The sequence below is a fragment of the Cytobacillus eiseniae genome (assembly GCF_017874625.1).
Lineage (GTDB): Bacteria > Bacillota > Bacilli > Bacillales > Cytobacillaceae > Cytobacillus > Cytobacillus eiseniae.
The window spans coordinates 16,344-28,572 of record NZ_JAGIKZ010000011.1; the positions used below are offsets into that span (position 1 = coordinate 16,344).

13 protein-coding genes are annotated in these 12,229 nt (G+C 36.7%); 6 read left to right on the forward strand and 7 right to left on the reverse strand.

What is annotated here, in order from left to right; translation table 11 throughout:
* Positions 1-51 precede the first annotated feature (51 nt).
* Positions 52-822, forward strand: a complete 771-nt coding sequence (locus J2Z40_RS10835) for a DUF1189 domain-containing protein (protein WP_066395984.1) — start codon at positions 52-54, stop codon at positions 820-822.
* A 17-nt stretch (positions 823-839) separates the two neighbouring features.
* Here J2Z40_RS10835 and J2Z40_RS10840 read toward each other — a convergent pair whose 3' ends face one another.
* Entirely contained in the window at positions 840-2,507 is a 1,668-nt protein-coding gene (locus tag J2Z40_RS10840; protein ID WP_245350059.1) for a methyl-accepting chemotaxis protein, read from the reverse strand.
* A 184-nt stretch (positions 2,508-2,691) separates the two neighbouring features.
* On the opposite strand from J2Z40_RS10840, the gene J2Z40_RS10845 reads away from it, so the two are divergent.
* Both J2Z40_RS10845 and ispG read left to right on the forward strand, forming a co-directional pair.
* Positions 2,692-3,015, forward strand: coding sequence for a hypothetical protein (locus J2Z40_RS10845; RefSeq protein ID WP_066395985.1), 324 nt, complete (start codon positions 2,692-2,694; stop codon positions 3,013-3,015).
* Between the two features lie 122 nt (positions 3,016-3,137).
* Complete coding sequence (ispG, locus tag J2Z40_RS10850) at positions 3,138-4,241, forward strand: flavodoxin-dependent (E)-4-hydroxy-3-methylbut-2-enyl-diphosphate synthase (RefSeq protein ID WP_162840514.1); 1,104 nt, start codon at positions 3,138-3,140, stop codon at positions 4,239-4,241.
* 413 nt (positions 4,242-4,654) lie between these two features.
* On the opposite strand, the gene J2Z40_RS10855 is transcribed toward ispG, so the two are convergent.
* A complete protein-coding gene (locus J2Z40_RS10855; protein ID WP_066395987.1) occupies positions 4,655-5,029 on the reverse strand; it encodes a DUF4190 domain-containing protein in 375 nt (124 codons plus the stop codon).
* A 415-nt stretch (positions 5,030-5,444) separates the two neighbouring features.
* Between J2Z40_RS10855 and J2Z40_RS10860 the strand changes: the two genes are divergently transcribed.
* Entirely contained in the window at positions 5,445-6,008 is a 564-nt protein-coding gene (locus J2Z40_RS10860; protein WP_066395988.1) for a hypothetical protein, read from the forward strand.
* Between the two features lie 351 nt (positions 6,009-6,359).
* Here the strand turns inward: J2Z40_RS10860 and zur are convergent, their stop codons facing one another.
* From zur to J2Z40_RS10875, 3 genes are read right to left on the reverse strand one after another with little or no spacing between them, the layout of a single operon-like run.
* Positions 6,360-6,794 (reverse strand): zinc uptake transcriptional repressor Zur, encoded by a 435-nt coding sequence (gene zur / locus J2Z40_RS10865; RefSeq protein WP_066395991.1) that lies wholly within the window; start codon positions 6,792-6,794, stop codon positions 6,360-6,362.
* Between the two features lie 34 nt (positions 6,795-6,828).
* Positions 6,829-7,686: a metal ABC transporter permease gene (locus J2Z40_RS10870; protein ID WP_066395993.1), complete on the reverse strand. Its 858-nt coding sequence runs from the start codon at positions 7,684-7,686 to the stop codon at positions 6,829-6,831.
* Positions 7,686-8,483 carry a metal ABC transporter ATP-binding protein gene (locus J2Z40_RS10875; protein ID WP_066395995.1) on the reverse strand — a complete coding sequence of 266 codons (798 nt, stop codon included), beginning with the start codon at positions 8,481-8,483 and terminating at the stop codon, positions 7,686-7,688. Before J2Z40_RS10875 ends, J2Z40_RS10870 begins: the two co-directional genes overlap by 1 nt.
* A gap of 298 nt (positions 8,484-8,781) precedes the next feature.
* Between J2Z40_RS10875 and J2Z40_RS10880 the strand changes: the two genes are divergently transcribed.
* A complete protein-coding gene (locus J2Z40_RS10880) occupies positions 8,782-9,039 on the forward strand; it encodes a DUF2624 domain-containing protein (protein WP_066396003.1) in 258 nt (85 codons plus the stop codon).
* 42 nt (positions 9,040-9,081) lie between these two features.
* Here J2Z40_RS10880 and J2Z40_RS10885 read toward each other — a convergent pair whose 3' ends face one another.
* Both J2Z40_RS10885 and J2Z40_RS10890 read right to left on the reverse strand, forming a co-directional pair.
* Positions 9,082-9,975: a deoxyribonuclease IV gene (locus J2Z40_RS10885; RefSeq protein ID WP_066396005.1), complete on the reverse strand. Its 894-nt coding sequence runs from the start codon at positions 9,973-9,975 to the stop codon at positions 9,082-9,084.
* Positions 9,976-9,996: 21 nt separating this feature from the next.
* Positions 9,997-11,307 carry a DEAD/DEAH box helicase gene (locus tag J2Z40_RS10890; protein WP_066396008.1) on the reverse strand — a complete coding sequence of 437 codons (1,311 nt, stop codon included), beginning with the start codon at positions 11,305-11,307 and terminating at the stop codon, positions 9,997-9,999.
* Between the two features lie 164 nt (positions 11,308-11,471).
* Here J2Z40_RS10890 and vrrA point away from each other — a divergent pair, with 164 nt between their 5' ends.
* Positions 11,472-12,065: a VrrA/YqfQ family protein gene (vrrA, locus tag J2Z40_RS10895; RefSeq protein WP_083953928.1), complete on the forward strand. Its 594-nt coding sequence runs from the start codon at positions 11,472-11,474 to the stop codon at positions 12,063-12,065.
* Positions 12,066-12,229: the final 164 nt, after the last annotated feature.

Below are 12,229 nucleotides of genomic sequence, written 5' to 3' on the forward strand. Positions count from 1 at the left end.
AGATTTTATGCAGGTAGAATATAAGTTGAATTCTATTAAGGGTGTGTCAAAATGAATATTTTTAAACAGTTTTACAAAAGCCTATATTCTCCGAAGGATATCGCACAGTTTCATTTACAAGGAATAGGAAAAACGATATTGTTTGTGTTTTGTCTAACACTGCTATCCATCCTTCCAGTCATCTTCTATTTTAGTTCAGCACTAATTAATGGGATGGATGCCATTCAAGATAGTGTTAAAACAGATTTGCCTTCATTCATTATTGAAAATGGTGAAATGAAAACAGATCTTGATGTTCCAAAAATAATCAATAAAGATGATTTCACGATCATCTTTGATTCTACCGGGACGGTTGACGAAGAAGAATTGTCAAACAGTGATAATACGATTGCACTATTAAAGAATGATGCATACATAATTTCTGGTGGCCAAAGTCAATCGATCTCTTATTCCATGTTAAATGATCTAACATTAACAAATGAGAATTTACAGGAATTATTAGCAACAATCGACTCCTCTTTAGTCATTATTATCCCAATTGTTGTCGTCATTATTTTCATCGTTACTGCTGGGTTTAAATTTTTTGAGATTTCTATTCTTGCCATATTTGGTCTATTATTTAAAAAACTGCTGGATGTTAATATTCAATACCGCCATACTTGGCGACTTGCAGCATATAGTGTGACACTCCCGACTATCTTCTTTGCGATTATGGATAGCATTAAAACGGTTGTGCCTAACGGGGCTCTTCTCCATTGGTTTGTTGCACTCATGATGTTATTTTTAACTATTAAAGAAATACCTAGAGAAGAAAAAAAATAGAACGCGCAATGCGCGTTCTATTTTTTATAGCAAAATTTCGAATGTAAAAGGACGAGTGATTGGGATAATTCTGTTAATCTTTCTCCTGCTTCATGGCTTTGCTTCATTTTAATCATTTGCTGCTCTGAAGCTTCCATCATTTGCTCTGTGCTTGCAAGTGTCTCTTGAGAAACTGATACAAAGTTCTCAGAAGCAGCTTCTATCCTAGGGTATAAATCTTTGATTCCAATTAACTCTCCTTGCGCATTTTCAATCATTCTGCTCACAACCGCGATCTCTAGCATTAAATGATCAAATGTTTCTCTTGTGGCTGATGCTGTTTTAATATGCGATTGGAAGTTATCAAGCATTTCTGTAAATTCATTCGAAGCTTTCACAGAAATGAAGGCCATCTGTTCGATCGTATTTTTTATTTCAACCGTTGCAACAGAAGACTGTTCAGCTAATTTCCTTACCTCATTAGCAACTACTGCGAAGCCTTTTCCTGACTCCCCCGCTCTAGCAGCTTCAATTGCGGCGTTCAGCGCTAATAGCTTTGTTTGCTCGGCCATTTGTTGAATAAATGTTACGACATCAGCAATTGATTCTGAATGATCTTTTACTGCCTTCACAGATATTGCCACATCTTTAAATTCTGTTTCGATGCTGTTAAATGTACCGATTAATTTCCCAACATTCTTTTCTCCCTCATTTGCCGATCCATTCATCGTTTGTACTTTTCCCATAATTTCTTTCATTTGAGTAAAAATCGCGCTAAGTGATTGGCTCATTTCTTGAAACATTCGAATGCTGTCTTCGGAGCTTACTGCGGTTTGTTCAGCTCCAACTTTAACGACTTGTACGGATTCCATAAGCTGTTCATTCTCTTCTAATGCTTGACCTGATATCTTCCTCAGTTCCACACCCGTTAAGGATAAATCCTCTGTTGTTGAGGAAATTTTATATAAAAGTGTGCTCATTTGCCTGATCATCTCATTAAAGCTTTTAACTAGAGAAGCAATTTCTGAAGTAGATGTATTTGTTTCTATTTGAATATCTAGATTTCCATTTCTTGCTTCTTTCATTACCTCTCTTAGCTTAATAAGCGGATTGGTTAAACTTCTCACCATTATGATCAGAATCAAAGAAGTGAGAATCAGACTAATTAACGCAACAATAAATATGTATTTTGCCATCTCATTCATATCTTTTAAGTATTGTTTTTGCGGAATAGCTATAACATAAATGCCTTTTAATTCCTGCACTGAATGAAAGGTAAATGTGTAAAGCTCTCCATTTATCATTCGATGAATTAAGCCATTTTCCATTTTATTAATTTCTGAAACGGTTGCTTTTGGAAATTGAATCGTAGAATTTTTACTGATTTGAAAAGGTGTAGCTCCCTTTTCATTGACTAGAAAATATTCTCCTTTTAAACCATCCTGTGCCAGGTCTGCATCCTGACTTTTAATTAATTGATTCATTTTTTTATTAAACTTTTCTTCCTGCCCAACATAGATCAGCATTATATTTTGAGCGATATCATAAATAGATCCTACTTCCTGCTTTAGCCGATGTTCCATTAATGTAATCGTAGTTTTCTTCGACTTGCTATATGAGATATAAGCTACTGATGAAACAGTCAATAATAGCAAGCCCAAAATTAATACTAATAATTTCGTTTGCAGCGAGAATTTCTTTAACAAAATAAGGATCCTACCTTTCCGTCTATCATTCATCATATTACGGACTTTCTACCTACATTATGACAAAGGAATATGAAGGAATTGTAAATCTGCAGTAACTTTATTGTAAACATTTGTTCTACTCTTCAATAGACAAGCATACATATTGGTTATATAAGCTGATTATTCCGGAGGTTTGGCCCATATGAAAAGATTAATCGCACTCCTACTTACAGCACTCACCATTTTTATTATTTATTATGATTTAAGCAAAGGGACATTGCCAACCGAGGATGAACAAACGATCGAAGCTTCCAACATGATCAGTACAACTACAACCTTTTTTGAAAAGAAAGTAAATCCAGGTGAAACGGTGCTATCCATTATTGAACAAAAAACGAATGGCCCCCTTCCAGTTAGTATTACAGATGTCATTGCTGATTTCTCAAACCTTAATAATGGACTGAAGCCAGAGGAATTAAAATATGGAGAAACTTATCGTTTCCCAATTTATATGAGCACAAACTAAAAAAGTTCCCTTTAATGGTTAAACCATATTCTTGTCAATATCATTCATTCATTGATACAATATGAAAGTAGAAACGTAATAATTTAACTGTAAATAAAAGGAGCGAATCTCCATTGACTGAGATGATACATCGATCAAAAACCCGTCCTGTTAAAGTCGGACCATTAACAATTGGTGGCAGCAATGAGCTGTTCATTCAGAGTATGACAACAACAAAGACACATGATGTCGAAGCAACAGTAGCTGAAATTAAGCGTCTAGAAGAGGCTGGCTGTCAAATTGTTCGTGTAGCTTGTCCTGACGAGCGTGCAGCAAATGCAATTGCTGATATTAAAAAGCAAATTAATATTCCGCTTGTTGTTGATATTCATTTCGATTACAAACTTGCCCTAAAAGCAATTGAGGGCGGCGCAGATAAAATTAGAATCAATCCAGGTAATATCGGAAAGCGTGAAAAAGTAGAAGCCGTTGTAAAAGCTGCTAAAGAAAAGGGCATACCTATTCGAATTGGCGTGAATGCAGGTTCACTTGAAAAACGTATTCTTGAAAAATATGGATACCCTACTGCTGATGGAATGGTAGAAAGCGCATTGCATCATATCAAAATATTAGAGGACCTCGACTTTCATGATATTATCGTGTCGATGAAAGCCTCTGATGTCAATCTTGCAATTGAAGCTTATGAAAAGGCATCTAAAGCCTTTGACTACCCATTGCATTTAGGTATTACAGAATCTGGTACACTTTTTGCTGGAACAGTAAAAAGTGCTGCAGGATTAGGGGCAATTCTTCATAAAGGGATCGGAAATACTTTAAGAATTTCACTTAGCGCAGATCCTGTTGAAGAAGTAAAGGTTGCTAGAGAATTGCTGAAAGTTTTCGGCCTATCTTCAAATGCAGCGACACTAATTTCTTGCCCAACTTGTGGACGAATCGAAATTGATTTAATTAGCATCGCGAATGAAGTGGAAGAATATATTCAAAAAATCAAAGCACCTATCAAGGTAGCTGTTCTCGGCTGTGCTGTAAATGGTCCTGGAGAAGCGCGTGAAGCAGATATAGGAATTGCTGGTGCTCGTGGAGAAGGTCTCCTATTCCGAAAGGGCGAGATTATTCGAAAAGTTCCTGAAGCAACAATGGTCGAGGAATTAAAAGTTGAAATCGACAAAATTGCTGAAGAATACTTTGCAAAACAAGAAGAAGAAAAGAAAAAGGCTGAAGTTTAAGGAACAAAAGCGGAAGCGCCTTGAACAGCCTCGAGGCTGATCAAGCCAATCCTCACTAAAAAGGTGTCCTTTACCGATCTTTAGAGGATTGGCTTGTGACCTCGAGGTCGACAAAAACGCGACGTCCTGTCGCATTGTCAACACTAGTACATCCTGTACGTCGGAGGTAGGCGCTCCTCCTATAAGAAATACACTTATAGTCGTGCGATGCTTATGCTGCCGAAGGATTCCTTGTGGAGCTGGATGCAGAACTTGTCGCAAAGTAATCCACAATAATTAAATTTTATATTTTCCGCTAAACAGGATAAAAACAGTGTGCGAAACCATTTCAATGGATTCGCACACTGTTTTTTTGAATATGTCAATAAGTGAGGATGAATCCACTTATTGCTCGTTTTATTTATCCATTCATTTTAAAAAAATGGCAGGATAAACATTCCAATAACAATAGAAGCTGCTCCGATTCCAATTGCCCAACTGCCAAGGCTTGTTGACCCACGTCTCATTGCAACAAAACCGAGAACAATTCCTACTGCACCAAATAGAACTGGCAGCACAAATAAAGACACTATGGAAAGGATGAGTGCAGCAAATCCTATCCCTTTTCCAGCGGAAGCTGCTTCTTGATTCCGCTCTTCTCTATTCATGCTCCTATCGAAGGAAATCGGCGCTGCGAGTTCAGCTGAGGTTTCCTCTGAGTAATCTGCAGCTCCATATTGGTTCTTTTCCCCAATTTGCTCGCTATGTCGAAGATCGTAATCCTCATATTCGCGGTCATGATCTGCCATTTACTTGATCCCCTCACTTTCATTAGTGGAACATTTCCAAAATGCAAGCTGATACTCACATTTATTGGTGGAGCATTATTATTGTTCACAAATCCAATCATTTTATCATTGTTAATGTTTTCTAGAACAAAAGCGCAGGCGCCTAAGGTCTCGCCATACAAAGAGGATGTCTGCCCCTTTCGATAAAGGAAACACGGTGAGCGAGAGCGATACCGATGTTGACTTATCGGAGGGAGCGGTACTGAAATTTGATAGGCGATAGGCGCTGGAGCTAGACGTAGACTAAACTACTCATAAAGTTATACACAACGTGCGATATTATCGTTTCCTTACTAATTAATTGAACTCCATTCTCGACCTGTTCACTCATTTACGTTAAGATAAAATGGACTTATATTTTAAAGGAGAGTTTCAAATGAAGAAGCGCTTCGGTATCGATATCGATGGAACGATAACTTGTCCTGCCTCCATACTTCCATATATCAATAAAGATTTTAATGTCAATATTACTTTAAATGATGTGACGAAGTATGATTTAACATGTGCAGTAAATATATCGGAGGATGTATTTGCAGACTGGTTTGTAAATAACGAGCCTCTTATATATGCAGAATCCCCACTTGCAGCAGGGGCAAGAGAAATATTAAAGAAATGGGAATTGAAACATGAATTATTTTTTATTAGTGCAAGAGGTCCCCATCTTCTAGAAATTACTAAAGAATGGTTTCTGGAAAAAACGCTTCACTTCGATCACATTGATCTTTTAGGTACACATAATAAAATTCAAGCCGCAAAAAAGTATCAAGTGGATCTCTTCTTTGAAGACAAACATGATAATGCTGTTATGATTCACGAGGAGTGCAATATACCGGTACTCTTATTTGATACACCCTATAATCAAGAGCCCATTCCTAACGGGGTCATACGTGTAAATAATTGGTTAGAAGCAAATGCATGGGTTGAAAACTGGCTAAAATAAAAAAACGGTATGCCGTTTTTTTATTTTAGCTCTGTTATTATTCACTGTTACATTTTTCTGTATGTATGAGTATTCATACACGGAGGATTTCTGGCCAGAAATCAGAAGAAGCAAAATATAAGCGGATTAATTCCGGTTAATATAAAAAAGAAAGCTTAAAAAGAGAATTTAAGCGGAGAAATTCCGGTTAACTGCTTTAAATAAGACAAAATCCATCCATTTGGATTAGATAAGCGGAAACACTCCGCTTATTTTTAAGGAAATAGAGGTATTTCCCAATATAGCTGGAATTTCTCCGCTTATTTTTCAAACATTGTAAAATCAACATTCAGTTTTAACAGAGCCTATTTTTTAACCAAATGCGATATCCGTTTGCCCAAAGCAATCAGGGCATCGCCCATAAATTTCAAATTTATGACCGGACACATCATATCCTTTTAAATTGTCTTGTAATTCTTTCATCGGACAAGTGTCAATTTCTTTCGTCTTTCCACAGTCTAAACAAATAAAATGATGATGATGATGTTCATGTTTACACGTATAGCGAAAGTGCTTCTCACCCGATAACTCAGTCATTTCAAAAATGCCAAGTTCAACAAATATCGATAAATTCCTGTAGATCGTATCAAAGCTAAGACCTGGATAGTCATCCTTCATCCACTCAAGTACATCTCTAGCTGTTAAATATTTATTGCTGCTAGCAAAAAATTGCAGCATTTCTTCACGCTTCCCTGTATACTTATAGCCCTTTTCCTTTAAAAGCTGTAACGCCTCATTCACATTCATCCTTTTCACCTCTTCATTCCCTTTTACGACACTCTTACTTCTGATGTGAAGCAAGAGATGTTTTAACTGCCATTTTTTTAAGTAAAATAGTCAAAATTAAAATGAACACCGCGATTATAACAATTGTTCCACCTGGAGCTAAATCTAAATGATAGGAAAGCATGAGCCCTCCTAAAACAGATGTTTCACCAAAAAGCACAGAATAAAAAATTGTCTGTTTAAAGCCCTTAGCAATCCGAATACTTGCTGCAACAGGCAAGGTCATTAATGAGGATACGAGTAAAATCCCAACAATCCGCATAGATGCAGCAATAACAAGGGCAACCATTATAATAAATATGAAATGAACACTTTTTGCAGCAATTCCAGAAGCCTTTGCATGTTCTTCATCAAATGAAAGCAAGAATAACTCTTTATATAAAAGAATGATTAAGACAATGACTAAAATGCTTATGACTAAAATTGTCCATAAATCCAGTCGGCTTACTGCACTTACACTTCCGAATAAATAGCTAAATAAATCCGTATTAAAGCCATCAGCTAAAGAAATGAAAATTGCCCCTAGCCCAATTCCACCCGATAAAATGATCGGAATTGCCAGCTCTTGGTAGTGCTTATAGACGGTACGCAGCTTTTCAATAAATAATGAACCGGTAACAGAAAAGACCATCCCCATATACATCGGATTTAACCCGCTAAATAGCAAAAACTTCTTCTCAAGAAGCAAGCTTGCTGCTATTCCAGCAAGTGTGACATGACTTAGTGCATCAGCAATTAGTGAGAGTCTTCGAACAACAATAAATACACCAATTAATGGGGCAATAATGCCGATAATAATCCCCGTCAAAAAGGCATTTTGTAAAAATTCATATTGTAAAATATTAGAAATCATTACACCGTGCCTCCGTGATGATGATAGTGATGTTCGTGATCATGCGTTAGTATTTGAATATCATGGCCATAGATTGCTGACATATCATTCTTCTTAAGCTCTTCAAATTCCTCTGTTTTCCCATGGAAATGTAAATGCTTATTTAGACAGGCAACATGTGTAATCTTATCCGAAATTGCACCAATATCATGAGTCACTAATAAAAGTGAAATGCCTAATTGTTTGTTTAGCTTATCAAGCATCCCATAAAAGGATTGGACATTTTGAGCATCAACACCAACTGTCGGTTCATCAAGAATCATTAATTTTGGATCACTAACAAGTGCTCGAGCAATAAAAACACGCTGCTGCTGCCCCCCAGAAAGCTCCCCAATATTTTTATCCTTAAAAGCTAGAAGATCTACTGATTCAATTGCTTTTGTCACCTTATGATGATCTTCTTTCTTCATAAATTTAAATAACCCAAGCTTTTTTGTTAATCCACTTGATACAACTTCATATACTGTAGCAGGAAATCCTGTATTAAAGGAATTCGCCTTTTGCGATACAAAGCCAATATGATGCCAATCTTTAAATCGGTATATGTCCTGTCCAAAAAGCTGAATTTCTCCTTTTTGCAGCTTTAGCAACCCAAGAACAAGCTTTAATAAAGTGGACTTTCCTGAACCATTTGGTCCTACAATTCCTAAAAACACACCTTCTTGAATCGTCAGGTTAATATTTTCAAGTACATCTTCTTTCTCATAACGATAGGAAACATTTTTTATTTCAATAATAGGTTTATTTTGTTTTTCCATTCAATCACCTTTAAATCTGCAGTTTGTCTTTTGTAACAGCAGATTAGAATTTAAGAATCATTACGATTTAGTAGTATACAGGAAGAAGATTCTCTTGTAAAGGAACAAAGCGTAGGTGCCTTGAGCATTTCCGTCCATTTATTGCGGAGAAGTGCTGAAATTTGTTAGGTGCTATGCGCTTAGAAGATCAATTTTCTAGTTCAATAGAACGGAACAAACTTTCTCTCCTACATTTCTCGTTAATACTGGCACGATTTCTAAATTAATATCATACAGTACAGTGGAGGAGTGATGCAGATTGAAAATTTTTGAAAACATCATTAATCATAAAATCAGTAATATCACTGGGGACGAATTATTAAAATACGGAAAACAATTCCAGATTATAATCACAAAACAGCAGGCAAATAAAATTGCTGGATATTTACGCGGACAACAAGTAAATATCTTCAATGACAGTGAACGTTCGAGACTAGTAAAAGAAATTGCTAAAGTTGCAGGACCTGAAACAGCTCGAGCAGTAAATAAGCTATTTATTCAATTTACTAAAGCATAAAAAAAACTGCGAGATGCTTCGCAGTTTTTTTTTTCGAAAAGATTATCCTTGCATAATCAAATCTAATACATTTTCATTCAATTTTTGTTCGCGCAACATTGCTATTTCATGTTTGTATGGTGCTTTTTTATTATTTTTATCTTCTCCAACAAACGGTGTCTCAAGAATTTTTGGCACATCCATTAATTGTGGATGGTGAACAATATAATTGAGTGCTTTAAAACCGATATGACCGAAGCCGATATTTTCATGACGGTCCTTGCTCATGCCACATTCATTTTTACTATCATTAATATGAAGAACCTTTAAGCGATCAATCCCAATGATTCGATCAAATTGCTCTAAAACACCATCAAAATCCTCGACAATATGATAGCCAGCATCATGTGTATGGCATGTATCAAAGCAAACAGATAGATGATCATTGTACTTTACTCCATCAATGATCATCGCCAATTCCTCGAATGATCTTCCACATTCAGAACCTTTTCCCGCCATTGTTTCCAGGGCTATTTGGACCTTTTCGTCCCCTTTTAATACTTCATTTAAGCCTTCAATAATTTTCTTTATTCCTGCTTCTGCACCTGCTCCAACATGTGCACCAGGATGAAGAACAATTTGTCTGGCACCTAATGCTTCTGTACGATCAATTTCGGTACGCAGAAAGTTAACTCCAAGCTCAAATGTACTTGGGTTTGTTGTATTCCCAATATTAATAATATATGGGGCATGGACGACAATATCTACTATCCCATTTTCCTCCATATGCTTCAATCCTGCTTCGATATTTAATTCTTCAATCTTTTTTCTTCTTGTATTCTGTGGTGCACCTGTATAAATCATAAAGGTATTTGCCCCATAAGATACAGCTTCTTCACTCGCTCCTAGAAGCATTTTTTTCCCGCTCATTGATACATGTGAACCAATTTTTAACATGTTCCTTTCTCTCCCTTTACATTATTTTCTCTTTATTCTTCTTTCACGTTTTTTAATTTTATCCATTTCCCATTTCATTTTCTTTTTATAACCTGGTTTTACCTTTTTCGGCTTTTGGATAAGAGACGCTGCTTTTTTATCAATATCATCCGTTTTTCTTTGTCGGTTTTTTCGTTTATTTCGATCATCAAGCTTCACCCAGCTTCCTTTATGAAGATCTGTATGGTGGAACTCAATGCCCATTTTCTCTAAGCGATTTAATGCATCTTCATCCGAACCTTCATAAATAGTTAAGGCAATGCCTGAAAATCCTGCACGGGCCGTTCTTCCAACACGATGGATATAAAAGTCTAAATCTGACGGCATTTCATAGTTGATGACATGGCTGATCCCTTGAATATCAATGCCCCTAGCAGCTAAGTCTGTTGCCACAATATACTGGAATTCTAAATCTAGAATTTGTTTCATCATTTTTTTCCGTTCACGAGGACCAAGGTCTCCATGAATTCTGCCAACTTTTAATCCTTTTTCAATTAAGGCATCTGCCACTTCATCTGCCTTTTTCTTCGTATTTGTAAAAACAATCGCTAAATATGGATTGAATGTAGATAATGCATCAAAAACAAGGTTTATTTTATTTCGATGCTTAGCAGGCATGATCCAGTGCTCAATTTTTGCAGCTGTGATTTGCTTCGGCTCTACTTGAATATACTTCGGGTTTTCTAAATACTTTTTCAAAAATGGTTTTAACTTTTCAGGGATTGTCGCAGAAAACACGAGCATCTGTAGCTTTTCTGGCATTCTACTTGCAATTTGATCCACATCTTCAATAAATCCCATATCAAGCATTAAATCAGCTTCATCAATAACAAGCATGTCAGCCTTAAAAACAAATAATGCCTGTTCCTTGACTAAATCATTTATTCTCCCTGGTGTTCCAACAATAATATGTGGCTGTATTTTTAATTTTTCAATTGTACGCTGCTTGTCCGTTCCACCAATAAATAAACGAGCTGTAATTTCTTCGCCTTCTTGGCAACACTCCGTTACCTTCAAAATCTCTTGATAGATTTGGCTGGCGAGCTCTCTTGTCGGAGCAGTAATAATTGCTTGTACTTCATTTCTAGCTGGATCGATCTTTTGGAGGATTGGCAAAATATATGCATGTGTTTTTCCCGTACCTGTTTGTGATTGTCCGATTGCGCTTTCCCCTTTAAGAAGTGTCGGGAATAGTCGTTCTTGTATTTCAGTTGGTTCATAGAAACCTAACTTTTTCACTGCTTCGATTATAAATGGTTGAAATTCATACCGTTCAAATTTTGTTTCATTCATCAAAAAAACTCCTTATATCGTTTCATAGTAAATCATCCTGTAATTATAATAGAATTCGCAAGAAAGCACCACTTTTTCATTAAAGCTGCCCATTTTAACATGCCTAAACCAATTATAGGAAATGCGCATACCTTATTATTAGAATGAGAAAGGAGGCTATGCACATGCAATATGGACCAAGAATGCCATTACGAGGTGGCGGAATGCCCCCACAACCTTTTCCAAACCAAATGCAAGGTTTACCGCCAATGGGACCAATGATGAGAGGCGCCCCACCAATGAGGCAAGCTAGCGGTGGAGGAGGGGGTCTACTGTCGAAGCTATTAGGTGGTGCAGGTCAAGCAAGAGGAGCTTCCGGAGCAGCCGGAATCGCCACAAGAGCTGCTGGTGCAAGCGGATCAGGAGCTGGCGGCATCCTCAAGGCAATAAGCAATCCTACCGCTATTAGCGGATTTTTAGCAAATACTCAAAAGGTATTAAATACTGCTCAGCAAGTAGGGCCAATGGTTCAGCAATATGGACCGCTTGTTAAAAACATTCCCTCCATGTGGAAAATGTATAAAGGGCTAACAAGTTCAAACGATGAAACAGAGGCTGCTCCAGAAGAAACACCAAAGAAAAAAGAGAGCCGTCCTAATTCCACATCAAAAAGAAAAACAAATACAACGATAAACAAAGAAACTGAAATAGATCCAACTCCAGCACAGCCAATAAAAAAAGAAACAACAGGCCTCTCCATGCCAAAACTTTATGTTTAAAAGAATGCAGCTGCATTCTTTTTTATTTTTGATAACATTTACACTATATATATGATAACAAACACAGCTCCTTCCATTGTCTTTTAGTATTATTATTAGCAAAAGTCCTATATAATAGTATAGAGTAATCGTTCTTTCTTAAATCTACGAACGATGGTTGAATG

Bases quoted from the DNA above. Each gene is read 5' to 3' on its own strand.
- J2Z40_RS10870 (WP_066395993.1), bottom strand. From the start codon at position 7,686: ATGATTTCTAATATTTTACAATATGAATTTTTACAAAATGCCTTTTTG.
- J2Z40_RS10890 (WP_066396008.1), bottom strand. From the start codon at position 11,307: ATGAATGAAACAAAATTTGAACGGTATGAATTTCAACCATTTATAATC.
- ispG (WP_162840514.1), top strand. From the start codon at position 3,138: ATGATACATCGATCAAAAACCCGTCCTGTTAAAGTCGGACCATTAACA.
- J2Z40_RS10860 (WP_066395988.1), top strand. From the start codon at position 5,445: ATGAAGAAGCGCTTCGGTATCGATATCGATGGAACGATAACTTGTCCT.
- zur (WP_066395991.1), bottom strand. From the start codon at position 6,794: ATGAATGTGAATGAGGCGTTACAGCTTTTAAAGGAAAAGGGCTATAAG.
- J2Z40_RS10845 (WP_066395985.1), top strand. From the start codon at position 2,692: ATGAAAAGATTAATCGCACTCCTACTTACAGCACTCACCATTTTTATT.
- J2Z40_RS10885 (WP_066396005.1), bottom strand. From the start codon at position 9,975: ATGTTAAAAATTGGTTCACATGTATCAATGAGCGGGAAAAAAATGCTT.
- J2Z40_RS10875 (WP_066395995.1), bottom strand. From the start codon at position 8,483: ATGGAAAAACAAAATAAACCTATTATTGAAATAAAAAATGTTTCCTAT.
- vrrA (WP_083953928.1), top strand. From the start codon at position 11,472: ATGCAATATGGACCAAGAATGCCATTACGAGGTGGCGGAATGCCCCCA.
- J2Z40_RS10855 (WP_066395987.1), bottom strand. From the start codon at position 5,029: ATGGCAGATCATGACCGCGAATATGAGGATTACGATCTTCGACATAGC.
- J2Z40_RS10835 (WP_066395984.1), top strand. From the start codon at position 52: ATGAATATTTTTAAACAGTTTTACAAAAGCCTATATTCTCCGAAGGAT.